The sequence below is a fragment of the Rhizobium sp. BK529 genome, from assembly GCF_014194105.1.
Lineage (GTDB): Bacteria > Pseudomonadota > Alphaproteobacteria > Rhizobiales > Rhizobiaceae > Rhizobium.
Map to the genome: position 1 here is coordinate 439,177 of NZ_JACIAU010000002.1, position 16,114 is coordinate 455,290.

General features: G+C 61.6%; 13 protein-coding genes and 1 pseudogene. 3 read left to right on the plus strand and 11 right to left on the minus strand.

Translation table 11 applies throughout. The features are described 5' to 3' along the window. Positions 1-2: 2 nt before the first annotated feature. From FHX08_RS19110 to FHX08_RS19150, 9 genes and pseudogenes are all read right to left on the minus strand, one after another. A pseudogene (locus tag FHX08_RS19110) lies at positions 3-1,093 on the minus strand (pyridoxal-phosphate-dependent aminotransferase family protein). Between the two features lie 12 nt (positions 1,094-1,105). After that, positions 1,106-1,885, minus strand: coding sequence for an ABC transporter ATP-binding protein (locus FHX08_RS19115; protein WP_132655082.1), 780 nt, complete (start codon positions 1,883-1,885; stop codon positions 1,106-1,108). After that, positions 1,882-2,664: an ABC transporter ATP-binding protein gene (locus FHX08_RS19120; protein ID WP_132655084.1), complete on the minus strand. Its 783-nt coding sequence runs from the start codon at positions 2,662-2,664 to the stop codon at positions 1,882-1,884. Before FHX08_RS19120 ends, FHX08_RS19115 begins: the two co-directional genes overlap by 4 nt. Beyond that, positions 2,661-3,491, minus strand: coding sequence for an ABC transporter permease (locus FHX08_RS19125; protein WP_132655085.1), 831 nt, complete (start codon positions 3,489-3,491; stop codon positions 2,661-2,663). Before FHX08_RS19125 ends, FHX08_RS19120 begins: the two co-directional genes overlap by 4 nt. Then, the gene (locus FHX08_RS19130; protein ID WP_132655087.1) at positions 3,488-4,477 is read right to left on the minus strand and encodes an ABC transporter permease; all 990 of its coding nucleotides are present in this window, start codon (positions 4,475-4,477) and stop codon (positions 3,488-3,490) included. The genes FHX08_RS19125 and FHX08_RS19130 overlap by 4 nt, the downstream gene beginning before the upstream one ends. 40 nt (positions 4,478-4,517) lie before the next feature. Beyond that, the gene (locus tag FHX08_RS19135) at positions 4,518-6,128 is read right to left on the minus strand and encodes an ABC transporter substrate-binding protein (RefSeq protein WP_132655089.1); all 1,611 of its coding nucleotides are present in this window, start codon (positions 6,126-6,128) and stop codon (positions 4,518-4,520) included. Positions 6,129-6,249: 121 nt separating this feature from the next. Next, a complete protein-coding gene (locus FHX08_RS19140) occupies positions 6,250-7,650 on the minus strand; it encodes an LLM class flavin-dependent oxidoreductase (RefSeq protein ID WP_132655091.1) in 1,401 nt (466 codons plus the stop codon). A 17-nt stretch (positions 7,651-7,667) separates the two neighbouring features. After that, a complete protein-coding gene (locus FHX08_RS19145) occupies positions 7,668-8,726 on the minus strand; it encodes an ABC transporter permease (protein ID WP_132655093.1) in 1,059 nt (352 codons plus the stop codon). After that, positions 8,723-10,207, minus strand: coding sequence for a sugar ABC transporter ATP-binding protein (locus FHX08_RS19150; RefSeq protein WP_132655095.1), 1,485 nt, complete (start codon positions 10,205-10,207; stop codon positions 8,723-8,725). The genes FHX08_RS19145 and FHX08_RS19150 overlap by 4 nt, the downstream gene beginning before the upstream one ends. Before the next feature lie 231 nt (positions 10,208-10,438). Between FHX08_RS19150 and FHX08_RS19155 the strand changes: the two genes are divergently transcribed. Continuing rightward, positions 10,439-11,485, plus strand: coding sequence for a substrate-binding domain-containing protein (locus FHX08_RS19155; RefSeq protein ID WP_132655097.1), 1,047 nt, complete (start codon positions 10,439-10,441; stop codon positions 11,483-11,485). 78 nt (positions 11,486-11,563) lie between these two features. Continuing rightward, the gene (locus FHX08_RS19160) at positions 11,564-12,772 is read left to right on the plus strand and encodes an acyl-CoA dehydrogenase family protein (RefSeq protein WP_132655099.1); all 1,209 of its coding nucleotides are present in this window, start codon (positions 11,564-11,566) and stop codon (positions 12,770-12,772) included. Positions 12,773-12,838: 66 nt separating this feature from the next. Here FHX08_RS19160 and FHX08_RS19165 read toward each other — a convergent pair whose 3' ends face one another. Further along, positions 12,839-14,056, minus strand: coding sequence for an SfnB family sulfur acquisition oxidoreductase (locus FHX08_RS19165; RefSeq protein WP_184327560.1), 1,218 nt, complete (start codon positions 14,054-14,056; stop codon positions 12,839-12,841). 299 nt (positions 14,057-14,355) lie between these two features. On the opposite strand from FHX08_RS19165, the gene FHX08_RS19170 reads away from it, so the two are divergent. Next, entirely contained in the window at positions 14,356-15,693 is a 1,338-nt protein-coding gene (locus FHX08_RS19170; RefSeq protein WP_132655103.1) for an LLM class flavin-dependent oxidoreductase, read from the plus strand. Here the strand turns inward: FHX08_RS19170 and FHX08_RS19175 are convergent. Further along, positions 15,677-16,042 (minus strand): hypothetical protein, encoded by a 366-nt coding sequence (locus FHX08_RS19175; protein WP_245508309.1) that lies wholly within the window; start codon positions 16,040-16,042, stop codon positions 15,677-15,679. The two genes, FHX08_RS19170 and FHX08_RS19175, sit on opposite strands and share 17 nt — an antisense overlap. Positions 16,043-16,114: the final 72 nt, after the last annotated feature.

The window sequence follows — 16,114 nt, forward strand, 5'->3', positions numbered from 1 at the left end:
GTTTAGCCGTTATAAGCCTTGGCGACCGCCTCCGAGGCGGCGCCGATATCCGCAGGCAAACCGGCCTGCCGCAGGCCTCGCCGTAGGCCACGACACCTGCGAGGACGATCTGGAACGTCGCTCGTTGGCCCGTATGATTCAATCGGATGAGATGCGACAGCTCGGTGCCGACACCGGCTGTCAACTCAACGCCCAGCCCCGCTGCAAAGCGGATGATGAAAGCGGGTTCCATGCCTGCCGGTACGGAGACGGTGGTCACCAGGTTTGAAGCCTGTTCGGCGGGTACCCAAAGGCTTGCTCCCAGCGCCAACAAACCGGCCCGGCTCGCGGAAGCGGCCTTCTCGTGACGCGCGATGGTCTGTTCGATATTCTCCGCCTCGACCCGGTCGAGTGCTGCCTCGAGTGCGAAGAATTCCAGCGGCGCGGGCGTTCCGGGAAGGGCGCCGCGGCCGCCATCCAGCCAGGCTTTCAGGTCGGCGAGCGACAGGATTGAATCGCGCGGGGCGTCGTCACGCAGGATCAGCCCCCAGGCGCACGGGCTGACCGACAAGGCGGAGACACCGGCGGGTCCTCCAAGCGCCTTCTGAGGGCCGATGACGGCTATATCGATGCCCAATCCATCGACATCGAGTCGATGACCGCCGACGGACGCCACCGCATCGACCACCGTTACAATGCCCCGCCCCCGTGCCAGGGTGATAATCTCAGGCAGGGGATTGAGGATGCCGCTTGCCGATTCCGCGTGAACGAGCGCCAGTACATGGATACCGGGATTGGCATCCAGCGCTGCTGCAATCGTCTCGGCCTCTATCGGCAGGCCTGGTTGGGCGGTGACATCGATGACGTTAGCGCCGCCCCGCCGCAGCCATTGCCCGAACCAGCCGCCATAGGGGCTGGTAACGATGTTCAGCGCCGAAAGGCCGGGCCTGGCAAGGCTAGTCGCGACCGCTTCAAGCGCTACGACGGCTTCGGCTTGCACCAGCAGCACGTCGTTGTCCGTCTTTAGGGCGGCGCCGATACGGCGGGCGAGGGTGGCGTAACGTTTGGCCGGATAGACCGGCGCACCATAAAGCGGGTTCCAGACCTCGGTCATGGGCGGGTTCCTTCAAACGGGTTCGGTCACGAGACGCGGCACGGCTGCGATGAGCCGGCGGGCCGCATCGGATCGCGGTGCCGTGACCACATCGGCTGCCGGTCCTTCCTCGACAACGCGGCCGGCATCCATGATGGCGATGCGATGCGAGATCGCCCGCACCACGGCGAGGTCGTGGGATATGAAGAGATAGGCAAGGCCGCGCTCTCGCTGCAGCGCGACCAGCAGTTCGAGAATGCGGCCGCGAATGGTGACGTCAAGCGCGGAAACGGCCTCATCGAGCACCAGCAGCGATGGCCTTGTGGCAACGGCTCGGGCAATGGCAACGCGCTGGCGCTGCCCTCCCGAAAGCGTGTGAACGGGGCGTGAAGCAAAGGCGGCGGGGAGACCGACACGTTCGAGCAGCGTGATGATTTCTGCTTGCCGTTGCTTGCGGTCGGCAATGCCGTGGATGCGTAGCGGGTCGCTCAGACCCGAGGCCACAGTGGCGAGAGGATTGAAAGCGCCGAGTGTATCCTGAAACACCAACTGCATGCGCGCTCGTCGGCGCCGCAGTTCGGCGCCGCGAAGTGAGAGCCAATCTTCCCCTTCAAAGCGGATGCAACCGGAATCAGGCTGCATCAAGCGCAGGAGCACGCGCGACAAAGTCGATTTTCCGCTGCCCGAAGCGCCGACCAGTCCCAACGTCTCGCCTGCTGCAATTCCTAGTGAAACATTGTCGAGAGCGGCAACCTGCCGACCGGCGGTGAAATAGGCTTTCGACAATCCGTCGATAGTCAGAAGCTCGCTCATGAGGCCACCTGCGCGATCAGCGGCGGCGTGGAAAGATCGCGATGGCTGGCAATAAGGGCGGCGGTATAGTTCTCCACCGGTGACGACAGAACCGACCGGACGGGACCCGTCTCGATCCGTTCTCCATTGTGGAAGACCGCGATGCGATCGACGAAACCGGAGGCGAGCGCGATATCATGGGTGATGAAGAGCAGTGTCATGCCTTCTTCACGCACCAACCCATCAAGTAAATGGACGATTTCGGCCTGGACCACCACGTCGAGTGCACTAGTCGCCTCGTCGGCGATCAGGAAAGCGGGCCTTGCCGCAACAGCAGCTGCAATCGCCACACGCTGTCGCTGGCCGCCCGACAGTTGATGGGGGAAAGCGCGCATGGCGCTTGCGGGCTGTGGTAGTCGCACCCGGCCCAGAAGTTCTTCGGCATGGGCGTAGGCTTGCCGCCAGTCGAGGCGGAGATGTCTTTTGGCGACTTCGGCAACCTGTTCACCAATGGTCAGCACCGGATTGAGGCTGGTGCCGGGATCCTGAAAAATAAAGCCGAAATCGCGGCCGGGGAGCGGAGCATGGCCGAGTACCGGCCATGCTATTTCGCCTTCGACCTGGGCCTGCTCCGGCAAAAGGCTGGCAAGGGCCTGGGCAAGCGTGCTTTTGCCCGAACCGCTCTCGCCTATGATCGCCAGCCTCTCACCCCTGATAATATCGAGGTCGATGGCTTTCAGAGCAGCCTCCCGTCCGTAGCGGACCGAAAGGTTTCTCACGCTGCAAAATGGCGGGCTCATCGCGCGCCTCCTTCGGAACCAAGTGACTTAGTCAGGCCTTCGCTGAAGAGGTGGACGCCGAGCACGGTGGCCGCCAGCGCCAGGCCAGGCAGAACCGAAAGATAGGCGGCGGAACGCAACACGCTACGGCCCTCGGCAATCATCGAGCCCCAAGTGGCAAGGTTGGGATTGCCGAGGCCGAGAAAGGAAAGGGCAGCTTCTGTGAGGATCGCGCCGGCGACGATGGTGGCCGATAGCGCCAGGACCGGCGGCAGGGCGTTCGGCAGGATTTCCTTAAAGGCGATCTCGGCCGGATGCATGCCGATCACGCGCGCGGCCGCGACATAATCCCGCTCGCGGATCGACAAGACCTGCGCCCGCGTCAGGCGTGCCGGATCGGCCCAGCTGCCGAGCGCAATGGCGAAAACGACGACCGGCGTCGATACGCCGATGATGCTGACGAAGGCGAGCGCCAGCAGAAAGCCCGGAACGATTTGAAAGGCGTCGACCACTCGCATCAGTGCCTCGTCGACCGCCCCGCCGGCAAAACCCGCGGCCATGCCGACACAGAGGCCAAGCACCATGGCGGAGAGAGCCGCGGCAATGCCGACGGCAAGCGAAGTCCGCGCGCCATAGAGCAGGCCGGCGAGTACATCGCGACCAAGCCGGTCCGTGCCGAGCGGCAGGCTGCGATCGGAGAAGGGCGAAAGCAACGCCCGGCCGGCAATCCGCAGCGGATCTCCCGGCGATATTATGGGGGCGAGCAGGCCGACAATAAGTAGAACCGCCAGAATGACCAGGCCGATCGTCCCCTCAGGGGTGCAAAGGAGACGCCTGAGCCAGGTCATGCGCGGCCCTCCGACGCGCCAATGCGCGGATCAAGCGCCGCGTAAACGAGGTCGACGATGAAATTGACACAGATGACGAGAACGGCGCTCGTGACGATGATGCCCATCAAGAGCGGCGCATCACGGCCGTTAACGGCCTCTTGCGCCAGCCTGCCGAAACCAGGAATGGCAAAGACGCTCTCGATCACCACGCTGCCGCCGAGCATGGCTGCGGACTGCAGGCCCAGCATGGTGACGAGCGGTAAGAGCGCATTGCGCGCCACATGGCGAAGCACGATGCGGCTGCGCGACAGGCCCTTCGCCCGAGCAAACAGCACGAAATCGAGCTTCCAGGCTTCCGCCATGCCGGAGCGCATGACACGCAGAAACAGGGCCAGATAGATGAAGGCCAGCGCCCCGACCGGTAGGACAAGATGTTCTACGATGTCGAGAACGCGCGAAAGCCCTGATTTGCCGGAAGCAATGGTCTCGATGCCGGCGATCGGCAGCCAGCGCAGCTTGACCGAGAAAAGGATACTGAGCACCAGTCCCAGCCAAAAGCTCGGAACGGCATAGATGATCAGCGACCCGATCGAGAGAATACGGTCGCGCAGACTTCCTGGCCTTGCACCGGCGAGGATGCCGAGCGCCGAGCCGAGCCCGAAGGCGAGCGCCGTTGCACTTCCCATCAGAAGCAGCGTGTTCGGCAGCCGCTCGGCGATGAGATCCCGCACTGGCCGGTTGAATGCCACCGACCAGCCGAGGTCGAGATGAACGAGCGCCGAAAGATAAAGCCACAGACGGGCAAAGACGGATTGATCGAGGCCGTAACTCTCCCGTAGCGATTTGATGAGAGCTGCATCGCCGCCGCCGATCGCGCCGATATAGGCGTCGACGGCATCGCCGGAGGCGGATTCCAGCAGGAAGAAGCTGAAGATGACAACGATCATCAGCACCGGAATGCTGCTGATGATCCTGCGTCTCAGGAGGATGAGTGCACGTTTCACGCCGGACAAGGCCTCTGAGGGAAATCCGCCTTCGAGCCTATCACGATTGCAGCGCAGTATCGCCCCAGTTCGAGACCGCCCAGCGCGGATTGTCGGAGACGTTCAGCACGGTGTCGCGGGCGACCGTGATGAAGCCCCATTCAGCGACATTGATCAGAGGCAGTTCGGCCACCACGAGCTCCTGGAACTTGTAATACAGATCGGTGCGCGCAGCCGTATCCACCGTTTCAGAAGCCTGCTCTATGATCTTGTCGAGTTCGGCGCTGACATAACCACCCTGGTTTGAGAAAGGCACGCCGTCGGGCGTTCCGGACTGAACCAAGATGGTGGTTGAGATCGCCGGATCGCCACGGAAGACTGGAGGACCCACCGCAATGTCGAAATCATGGTCGGTATAGACCGCCTTTTGGTGCGCAGCCGCATCGGCATTGACGATGACGGCATCGATACCGACGACGGCAAGCGCCTGGCGCAGATAATCGCCGAACTGGCGTGTTTCGTTGAAATAAGGCGCCGGCCGCAGCTTGAGCTGAAAACGATTGCCGTCGGGTCCTCTCGTATAACCGCCCTGGTCCAGGAGATCGTTTGCTGCCTGCACGTCGAAATTATAATTCGCGACGTCCGCCGTGTAGAATTCCTTGGAATTCTTGGGGATTGGGCCGGTCGATTCCGTTGCGTAACCGAGGAAGATCGTGTCGACGACGAATTTCTTGTCGATGGCATGCGCGAGGGCCTGACGGACTCTCAAATCCGAGAGTTCCTTGCGGCGATGATTGATCTCAATGATGAGCTGATAGGTCAGAGCTTCATAGCCCTTGGAGATCACCTTGATGCCGTTGACCTTGGAAATCCGGTCGAGATCGGCAAGCGGCACTGCCGAGAAGGCGGCGAGATGGATCTCCTCGGCTTCGAGGGCGGCACCCGCCGATTCACGATCCGGCAGCACACGGTAGACGATTTCGTTAAGCTTCGGCTCACCCTTGTGCCAGTAATTTTCGTTGCGCGTCAGCCGGTAGTATTCGCCCGGCTTGTATTCGGCGAACTTGAAGGGCCCGGTGCCGATGAGTGTATTATTGGCCGGGTTCTTGGCGATGTCGGTGCCCTCGAAAATATGTTTGGCGACGACGCTCGTGACGGCGGGAAGCGCATTGCGGATGAGCTGGAAGGGCGTCGGCTTCGAAAAGCGGAAGATCGCCGTGTGGTCATCGGGCGTATCGACCGCTTGCAGATTAGCGAAAACGAGCCGGCCGAGATTCTGAAGCGGCTTCCAGACGTTGAGTGCGGAGAAGGCGACGTCGGCGGAGGTGAAGGGCTTGCCGTCATGCCAGGTGGCGTTTTCGCGCAGTTTGAAGGTGACCGAGAGTCCGTCGGGTGAGCCTTCCCAAGACGTGGCAAGACGCGGTGCCAGTCCGTCCGCGCCTTCATAGGAGGCTTCGGCGAGCGGTTCGATGACCTTGCTCGAGACGAAGAAGACACCGTTCGAGGCAACAATGGCGGGGTTAAGATTCTTCGGCTCGGAGTCGGCCGCGACGATCAGGCGCCCGCCGGCCGGCACGTCCTGGGCCAGAGTAATGCGCGACAGTGCGGTTGAGCCAAGCAGCAGTGCCGTGCTCTTCAGCAGGCTGCGCCGAGAGATATCTGTGAAAGTCATACCCCCTCCAATCCTTGAAAATTCAATAGCCCATATTCGAGTTGAAACGGTAATTGTGACAGGAATTAAATTCGAACAGGATGGCCGGGCGAGATATTTCTTGTCACCCAGCCATTATTTTTCAGCGGCCGCCGATGGCGAGCCGGGGCACGTCGGCGCCGAGATTGCGATAGGCCGCTCCCGGATGCGGCGCAACGAGTCGCGGTCCTGCACTACCGAGTTTTTCGCGCAGCGTGCCTTCCCGGTATTCGGTCTTATAGACGCCGCGCTTCTGCAGTTCCGGCACGAGCAAATCGACGGTATCTTCGAAGCTCTCGGGCGTCACCGCATAGGCAAGATTGAAGCCGTCGACATCGGTATCCTCGACCCATTCCTGCATCAGGTCGGCGACCGTCGACGGCGAGCCGACAAAGACCGGGCCGAAGCCGCCGACGCCCACCCAGTCCGCCATTTCGCGCACCGTCCATTCCTTGCCCGGATCGATGGTCGTGAAGGTTTCGACGGCCGATTGCACCGCATTCGTATAACGATGGCGCAAGACTTCGTCGGGGCCGAACTGGCCGAAGTCGATGCCCGTCCAGCCGGAGATCAGCGTCAGCGCACCTTCGAAGGACGCGTACTCGCGATATTCGTTGAACTTGCGCTGCGCCTCGGTATCGGTCTCGCCGAGCACGACGGTTTGCAGGTTGAAGGCGAGGATTTCCCGCGGATTGCGGCCGAGCCGTTCGGCGGCCTGGCGAACATTCGCGACATAGCGCTTCAATACAGCCTTGGAAGGTGCTGCCACAAAGATGCATTCGGCATGCGCACCGGCAAAGTCCTTGCCGCGGCTGGAGGCGCCGGCCTGGTAGAGCACCGGGGTGCGCTGCGGCGAGGGCTCGCTCAGGTGAATGCCGGGAACCGTGAAATATTTGCCGGAATGATTGATCGGATGAACCTTTTCCGGATGCGTGAAGATGCCTGTTTCTCGGTCGCGGACGACGGCATCGTCCTCCCAGCTTCCTTCCCAGAGCTTGTAGCAGACCTCGAGATATTCATCGGCGAGATCATAGCGGTCGTCATGGTTGGTTTGTGCGGCCTGACCGATATTGAGCGCGCCGCTGTTGAGGTAGGAGGTGACGATATTCCAGCCGACGCGGCCCTTGGTCAGGTGATCGAGCGTCGAGATGCGCCGTGCAAACGTATAGGGATGCTCGAAGGAGAGCGAGGCCGTCAGCCCGAAACCGAGATGCTCGGTCTCATAGGCCATGGTCGGGATCAGCTGCAGCGGGTCGTTGACTGGCACTTGTGCCGAATGGCGCAGCGCCGCATCGACACTGCCGTACAGCACATCATAGACACCAAGCACGTCGGCGATGAAGAGACCGTCGAACTTGCCGCGTTCCAGCGTCTTTGCCAAATGCACCCAGTAATCCAGATCCTTATATGTCCAGGATTTATCGCGCGGATGTCGCCATAGCCCCGGCGACTGGTGTCCGACGCAATTCATGTCGAAGGCGTTGAGCCTGATTTCACGGGTCATATTGTTTTCCTTGAGAACTAGCGATCGACGTTGCGGCCGAGGCCGTAGGTTAGCGCCAGCGCTCCGACGAGCACGGCGCCCTTGACGAAATCCTGTGTGTAATAAGGCGCATTCAGCATGGTCAGGCCGTTGAGCAGGACACCGACGAAGACGGCGCCGGCCACCGTGCCGAGCACATTCGGCCGGCGTAGGTTAAGGACGGCAAAGCCAATCAGCGCTGCAGCAACCGAATCCATCAGCAGAGAACCGCCGGAGGAGACATCGCCACGTCCGACGCGGGCGGCGATGACGATACCGCCAAGGGCGGCCAGGGTCCCCGAGATGACATAGGCGAGCGTCTTCAGCCGTGTCGTAGACGCGCCGGCAAGCCGCGTTGCCACTTCGTTGCCGCCGGTCGAAAAGAGCAGCCGACCGATACGGGTGCGCTCGGTCAGAACGAAGAGGACGATGGCGACGACTGCCATCAGGACGACAGAAACGGGCAGGGTGGCGAACAGGCTGTAGCGGCCGATCAGCAGGAAGGCCGGGTCATAGGCGCCGGTCGCCTTGAAGCCGTCGGGCAGCACCAAGCCCGACGAAATAGAGCGCCCGGCGGTAGGAATGAGCTGCAGGCCTGATAGCAGGAACATCATGGCGAGCGTGGCGAGCAGATCAGGCACACGCAGGCGCACGATCAGGAAGGCATTGACGAGCCCAATGGCGGCGCCGAAAGCGAGCACCAGTGGTACGGTGGCGAAAGCATCGAAGTGCCAGACGATCATGGCATAGCTTGCAGCCATCACGCTGGAGGCGGCGACCGCACCGATCGACAGGTCGAAGCCGCCGACGGCAAGCGTCACGGTGATGCCGGCACCGAGTATGGCGACGACAGAGACAGCCTGCAGAATGCTCATCAGGTTGCCGATATTGATGAAGGCCGGTTCGGCAACCGTGAAACCGATGATCATGAGGCCGAGCAGGATGAAGACTGCACCAGCGCGCAGGAATCTGCCAATGGCCAGGGTGCGATTGTCGAGGCCTTGGCTTTCCGGCGCGGCACCTGGCTTTGGCAGCGCCTCGTCATCGATGGTCGTCATACGGAAGTTCCCTGTGGGGCGGAGGAAGAGGTGATGTCGATGACGTCGGGCCGTAGCGTGTGGTGGTCGATGGTCAGAATACGGTCGGCGACCTCGTAGGCCTCTTCGGGATCGGAGGTGGCAATCAGCGCGGCCCGGTCAGGACGAGCGCGGATTGCGCGGATGATATCGTGGCGGGCACCGACGTCGACGCCCTGGAAGGGTTCGTCGAGCAGTAGCAGTCGGCTGGGCTCCGATTCCCAGCGGGCGATCACCGCCTTCTGCTGGTTGCCGCCCGACAATGTCCAGACGGAGGCGAATGGACCGGATGCCTTGATGCCCAGGCGGGTAATGGCCTCCTCGGCTTCACGTCGCTCTCTGTCACCGAAAAGGAAGCCGTGCGGATACCATTTGGCAAGATGCGGCAGGCTGATGGCGGCGGCCAGTGAGTTGCCGGGCCAGGCAGGCGGCATCAGGGAAGAGCGGTGACGATCCTCCGCGGCCATGGCGACACCGGCGGCAATCGCCTCGGCCGGCGATTTCGGCCGATACGGCTTGCCGTCGAGCAGCATTTCGCCGGCAACAAGGTTCCTGACGCCGAAGATCGCCGAGAGGAGGCGGCTCTTGCCGGCGCCGAGCACTCCGGTGATGGCGACGACTTCGCCCTCGTGCAGTGTCAGATCGAAGGACGGGCTTGCGGGCCGAAGGCGGATGCCTCGCATCTCGAAAACGGCAGGGCCGGTCACCGGGCGTGTGTCGGGCCTTGCCGCCTCCAGCCTGCGGCCGATCATCGTTTCGATGGCGCTGGAAAAATCGATGGGCCGGGTGAAGCTGCCGACGACACGACCACCGCGCATGACAAGCGCCTTGTCGGCGATCGCTTCGAGATCGCCAGTCCTGTGGGAGATATAGAGGATCGCAAGGCCTTGAGCCCGAAGGGCGAGCAGGATGTTGAACAGACGTCGGCTCTCTTCAGCCGAAAGGCTTGCAGTCGGTTCGTCGAGGATCAGCAGTTCAGCCTTGTTCGCCAGCGCGCGGGCGATCGCCACAAGTTGGCGGTCGGCTGCGGACAGATCGCCGAAGTCCCTGTCGAGTGGTAGGGAGAAACCGGCCGCATCGAGCACGGCGCGCGCTTTACGCCGCACGCTTGCGCGCGAGAGGAAGAAGGGTGTGCTCCGTTCGGCAAAGCGATGCAGAAGAAGCGCATCGGCCACTGCCAGTCCCGCCGCTGCGACAAGATCGGTCGATTGATGCACAGTGACAACGCCGGCCTTCGCTGCTTCGGATGGCGTCTTCGGCGAGAAAGGCTGGCCTTTCAGCCTGATCGCGCCGCTATCGGCGGCAAGCGCGCCTGACAGAATCTTCACCAGCGTCGATTTGCCCGCGCCATTGGCGCCCATCAAAGCGACGATCTCGCCGCGTTCCACAGTGAAATGCGCACCCGAAAGCGCACGCGTCGACCCGAAGCTGCGGGTGATGTTTTCGACTTGAAGGAGCGGCATCAGGCAAATCCGGGTCTGCGTTGGAGCCGCCATATTGGCTCGCGGATTGGCCGATTTTCGAGGCAAGCCTTTGCCGATGGCACGCAGGTCGGGAATAAAGAATCTCTCCAAACGAGAAAAATCGGATCATTTAATCTACTAAAAAGGTAGATTTTATATCTAATAGTCATGCGTCGCGAGGAACTGCCAACCTGTCAGACGACGCTTCCGATTGACTAGAGGATCGCGACGATGAAATCCCTCGCACGCTTGGCGCTCTCCGCAGCCGCAATCTCCTTTCTTCTTCATCAGCCTTCTTTTGCCGCCGGCCTCAACGGCGCTCCCGCGCCCTTCGACAAGGGCGGCGTCAAAGTGGCTCTGATCAGCTATATTTCTGCGGGTGACTTCTTCCAGGCCTATCAGGCCGGTGCGGAAGCCCAGGCCAAGGCACTGGATATCGACCTGCGTGTCTTCCCCGGCCGGCAGGATGCCGCCGAACAGCGCGAGCAGATCCTGCAGGCAATCAATCTCGGGGTCGCCGGTATCGTTGTTGATCATGGTCTGCCGGAATCTCTCGGCGATGTCGTCCAACAGGCACTGGACAAGGGCATCAAGGTCGTCGCTTTCGACGTCAATCTCAACAATCCCAAAGTGCCGCAGGTGGAGCAGAGCGATCACGAGCTTGCCGAGCGCGCGCTGGAGCAGGTGGTGAAGGATAACGGCAACAGCTTCAATTCCGGCTATGTCTATGTCGCAGGCTTTGCACCGCTCGATCGCCGCAACGAGGTCTGGGAAAAGTTCAAGTCGGAGAATTCCGGCGTCGTCGAGAAGGCCCGTTTCGGCAATGTCAGCGATACGACCGCGACGTCGACCGCTGATCAGGCCAAGGCCGCGCTGACCGCCAATCCCGATATCAGCGTCGTCTTCGCCCCCTACGACGAATTTGCCCGCGGCGTGAAGCTCGCCGCCAACGACCTTGGCATCGCGAGCAAGCTGAAGATCTATTCGGCTGACGTCTCGACAGCTGACATTCAGGAGATCACCGAAGAGGGCAGCCCCTGGGTCGCCACCGTCGCGACCAATCCTGCCGTCGTCGGCGCGGTTTCCGTGCGTGCTGCAGCTCTCCAGATTGGCGGTGAGGAGATCCCCCATCAGATCACGGTCAAGCCGACGCTGCTAACGCAGGAAAGCCTGCGCGCTGCCGGCGTGAAGACGATCGAGGAACTGGCGCAGAAAATCCCAGCCTTCAGCACAAGCGACGCGGCAACCGCGAGCTGGATCCCGGACAAGCTTTTCTAGGCTGCCTGCCTCGATCTTCCGGCGGGGGTTGTGCGGCCCCCGCCGGCCCCATTTTCCAGGAAAACGGAGTTTCGACCCATGAGTCAGTCCAATGTCGTCTTCGCGACCAATCGCAGCACGACGCGAGAGGACCTCTTTGCCCGCGCCGAAGAAATCTCATCCGATCTTTTCACGCGTGCCGCCGAACTCGACCGCGAAGGCCGCCCGCCGCTTGCCGAGATCGTCAAGCTGAAGAATGCCGGCCTGCTGAATGCCCTGCATGATCAAAAGATCGGCGGTGGCGGGCTGGATTGGGTCGATGGCTTGCGGCTGGTGCGCATACTGGCACGCGGCGAAAGCTCTATCGGTCAACTTCTCGGCTATCACTATGTCAACAGCCAGTACATCTACTGGGCACTCGATGAAACCCGCGCCCAGGCGCTAGGTTCAGATACGGTTTCCAGGAACCTATATTGGGGCGCTGCCGTCAATCCGCGCGATCCGGGTCTTGTTCTCACCCGTCGTGGTAACGGCTATGTGCTGAATGGACGCAAGTCTTTCTCCACCGCCGCCCATGTCTCCGACTATATCAATGCCAATGCGACGCTCGGCGACAAGATTGTCGGTTTCGCCGTGCCAACCAATCGGCCGGGCTATCAGGCAAATGACGACTGGGATAATTTCGGTCAGCGGCTCTCCGACAGCGGCAGCGTCGAGTTTCATGATTTTCCTGTCTACGAAGAAGATTTCGTCGGCGCCCCGGCTGCCCCAGATGCCGCCCCGCCGGTGCTTTCCACTTTCAATACACCGCTCATTCAGCTTGTCTTCGTCAATTTCTATCTCGGCTCGGCGGAGGGCGCGATCCAGGCCGCAGTCGATTATGTGCGCACGACGACGCGTCCCTGGGTTACATCAGGTGTCGAGCGCGCCGCCGATGATCCCTATATCCTCGAACGTGTGGGTGAGTTCATCGCCGCGCTGAAAGCCTCCGCTGCCTTGGCAGATGTCGCGGCCGCCGCTGTTCAGGCCGGGCTTGCAAAAGGTCACGCTGTCACGGCCCGAGAGCGCGGCGAGGCAGCGGCGGAGGCCTATGCTGCCAAGGTGCACGCCACCCATGTCTCGCTCGATATCACCTCCCGCGTCTTCGAACTGACCGGCGCGCGCTCCACGGCGGAGAAATATCGCTTCGACCGTTTCTGGCGCAACGTCCGCACCCACACGCTGCACGACCCCGTCTTTTACAAGGCCAAGGAAGTCGGGGAGTTTGTGCTGAACGACACGATCCCTGAAGTGAGCCTCTACAGCTGAGATCTGCCCGAAAGGCAACCCCATTTCCGTCATCGGAAAGGGGGTTCTTAGCTCTGAGGAGAGGATTCAGAGCGCGCCGTTCTTCGGCGGTATCACCCGATTCAGGTGGTAGTTGCCGACAACATGATATTTCCAGCGCACGGGATCGTGCAGCGTATGGGTGCGTGCATTGCGCCAGTGCCGGTCGAGATTGAGTCCGGCCTTGACCGAGGATGTTCCGGCAAGCTCGAACAGGGTATTGGTCGCTTCGATCGCAATCTCTGTCGTCAGCACCTTGGCGGCGGCGACCGCAAGCGTGGCCTCGACCACGGTCGCTTCCGTCGTTTCGATCTGTGCTGCGTCGACCTTGCCGCCGGCGCGCTCAAGCAGTGCCGCCGCAGCCTGAAGCCGGATGGCAATCTGACCGACCTTCGAAATCGTCAGCGGATCGTCGGTGGCGCGTTCAACACCGCTGTCCATCCAGGGACGGGACTTGGCGCGCACGAATTCCAGCGTCTCAGCGAAAGCGGCGCGTGCAATGCCGAGATCGATGCCGGCATGGACGATCTGCCCGACAGAGCCGATCGTGGTTGGACGCTCGAAGCCCTTGTGATGGTGGACGACGGAATCGGCATGGACGTAGACATTGTTGAGGATCGTCGTGCCACTGCCCGTCGTTCGCTGTCCAAAGCCATCCCAGTCATCGACGATCTCGACGCCTTCGGTACCCTTCGGCACAAAGGCCATGACCAGCCGATCCTCTTCGTCGAGTGCGAAGACAGTGACCCAATCGGCAAATAGCACGCCGGTTGAATAATATTTGGTGCCGCTAATCCGATAGCCGGGGCCGTCTCGGACGATGCGGGTATTGTAATGGCCGACCGTCTTGGTGCCGCGCTCGGAAAGCGCATTGCCGAACCGGTCTCCGACGAGCGCCCGGCCGAAGAAATACCGCTTCTGCTCCTCGCTGCCATCGGTGCGCAGCGCTTCCAAAATATTGAAATGGTTCTGCGGGATTTGGCCGATTGAGCCGTCGGCTTCCGCCAGGATCGCCGTTACTTCGGCCAGTATAGCATTCGAAACATCGAGCCCGCCATATTGTGCGGGGACGGCAATCGCTAGCAGGCCCGACTGCGCCAGTTCATCAAGTTCTGCAAAGGGCAATCTGCGTTCTGCGTCGCGTGCGGCTGCTGTGGCGGCAAACTGAGCGGCAAGCCTGCGCGCGGTTTCAAGCGCTTCCGCGTCGCTGGCGATGCGGGCGGCCACAGGCCGGATCGGGTCTTGTTGCCTAAGCACTGTTATCATCGATTTCTCCAGGTTCTGACGAGTTTATGGGTGAAAGAAATCGAAGCGAGAGGTAAGATTATAAATTCTATAGATGCCATAGAAAATAAAAAGTGCTTGCTTATCCAAGCCTCAGCCTAGCCGCTAACCTCACGGCCCATTGGACCGCCCAGACCTGACCAGCTCCGTGGCGGAATTGCCGCAGCCCATCTCGAATTGGCGTGCGTCAACACCTACGTAATCGAAGACGGATACGTCATTCCGGCATCAGCGTTCAGCAGAGGGCGGGCTGCCGCTTCGCCCCGATCCATGAGGAAAACATGACCCGTTCACGGCAGTTGCGCCTCGGCGCTTTTATGCGTCCCGTCAGCCTGCACACCGGCGCATGGCGTTATCCCGGTTCCTATCCGGACGCCAATTTCAATTTCGCCCATCTCAAGTCCTTCGCGCAGAAGCTTGAGGCCGCGAAATTCGACGCCTTCTTCATGGCGGATCATCTGGCGGTGCTCAACATGCCGGTTGAGGCGCTGCAGCGCAGCCATACGGTGACCTCTTTCGAGCCCTTCACGCTGCTTTCGGCGCTTGCCGCCGTCACCGAGAGGATAGGGCTTGCGGCGACAGCCTCGACGACTTTCGACGAGCCCTATCACATCGCCCGACGCTTCGCGTCGCTGGACCATATCAGCAATGGCCGTGCCGCCTGGAACATCGTGACGACGTCCAATCCCGATGCCGCCCTCAATTTCGGTCTCGACGAGCATGTCGAGCATGGCGAGCGTTACAAGCGGGCGCGCGAATTCTACGACGTCGTCACTGGCCTCTGGGATAGTTTTGCCGACGATGCCTTCATCCGCGATCGCGAGAGCGGAATTTATTTCGATCCCGACAAAATGCATGTGCTGAACCATAAGGGCGAGGAACTGAGCGTGCGCGGGCCGTTGAATATCGCCCGTCCGGTCCAGGGTTGGCCTGTCATCGTGCAGGCCGGTCAATCGGATCCAGGCCGCCAACTTGCTGCCGAAACGGCGGAAGTGGTTTTCTGTTCGCCGCGTGATCTTGCCGGCGGCAAGGTTCTGTACGCCGATATCAAGGGGCGGATGGAGGCCGTCGGCCGCAATCGCGACCATCTGAAAATGCTGCCCGCCGCCTTCGTCGTCATCGGAGACAGCATCGAGGAGGCGCGTGCCAAGCGCCTCGCGCTCGACAGCCTTGTTCATTACGACAGCGCCATCGCCTCGCTGTCCATCGCGCTCGGCCACGATGCCTCGGGCTTCGATCCGGACGCGCCACTGCCGGAGGATATTCCTGATACCAACGCCAGCAAGACCGGCCGCGCCCAGGTCATCAAGCTGGCGCAGGAGGAAAACCTGACTGTGCGCCAACTTGCCCAGCGTTACGGCGGTTATTCCGGCCTGGCTTTCGTCGGCACGCCCGCAAGCATTGCCGACGAGATGGAGCGCTGGCTGGACGAAGAGGGATCCGACGGCTTCAACGTCGTCTTTCCCTACCTGCCGCAGGGGCTCGACGACGTCACTACGCGCCTGGTTCCGGAACTGCAGCGTCGTGGTCTGTTCCGCAGGGAGTACGAAGGCGCGACGTTGCGCGACCATCTCGGCCTCCCGCGGCCGGAGAACCGCTTCTTCAGCCCAGAGCGCTAGGCCGGGTAACGATCAGGCGGAGCGATCCTTCGAAGAAAGCTTGCGTGTGCAGATGCCGATAGCGTGCATGCCAAGTGCCGTCCCGGAGATCTCGGTCGAGTTCGGCCGCGAAACGTTCGCCGATCGACGGGTCGACGAAGCTCCAGGCCGAGTTCGCGCGCCGAGCGCCTGGATCGAGCATGAGCTCCGGCCGTCCGTAAGAGGCCTCGCCGAAGCCGTCGATACAGGTGAGCGGGATCGGCACCGGCAAGATCTCGACGGTGCCACCGAGATCATCGGCAATGGTCTGCATGGACGGATAGCGACTTGCTTCGACGGCAATCATCTCGGGCGCATAGTCGTACAGCAAGGAGCGCTCAAATCGTTGGGATCGCAGCTCAGGACGAGGCCGCCAATGCCGGGCTTGGTGTCTGTGTGGTGC

Coding starts and splice junctions, on each gene's coding strand:
- FHX08_RS19115 (WP_132655082.1), bottom strand. CDS start 1,885: ATGAGCGAGCTTCTGACTATCGACGGATTGTCGAAAGCCTATTTCACC.
- FHX08_RS19120 (WP_132655084.1), bottom strand. CDS start 2,664: ATGAGCCCGCCATTTTGCAGCGTGAGAAACCTTTCGGTCCGCTACGGA.
- FHX08_RS19125 (WP_132655085.1), bottom strand. CDS start 3,491: ATGACCTGGCTCAGGCGTCTCCTTTGCACCCCTGAGGGGACGATCGGC.
- FHX08_RS19135 (WP_132655089.1), bottom strand. CDS start 6,128: ATGACTTTCACAGATATCTCTCGGCGCAGCCTGCTGAAGAGCACGGCA.
- FHX08_RS19140 (WP_132655091.1), bottom strand. CDS start 7,650: ATGACCCGTGAAATCAGGCTCAACGCCTTCGACATGAATTGCGTCGGA.
- FHX08_RS19145 (WP_132655093.1), bottom strand. CDS start 8,726: ATGACGACCATCGATGACGAGGCGCTGCCAAAGCCAGGTGCCGCGCCG.
- FHX08_RS19150 (WP_132655095.1), bottom strand. CDS start 10,207: ATGCCGCTCCTTCAAGTCGAAAACATCACCCGCAGCTTCGGGTCGACG.
- FHX08_RS19155 (WP_132655097.1), top strand. CDS start 10,439: ATGAAATCCCTCGCACGCTTGGCGCTCTCCGCAGCCGCAATCTCCTTT.
- FHX08_RS19160 (WP_132655099.1), top strand. CDS start 11,564: ATGAGTCAGTCCAATGTCGTCTTCGCGACCAATCGCAGCACGACGCGA.
- FHX08_RS19165 (WP_184327560.1), bottom strand. CDS start 14,056: ATGATAACAGTGCTTAGGCAACAAGACCCGATCCGGCCTGTGGCCGCC.
- FHX08_RS19170 (WP_132655103.1), top strand. CDS start 14,356: ATGACCCGTTCACGGCAGTTGCGCCTCGGCGCTTTTATGCGTCCCGTC.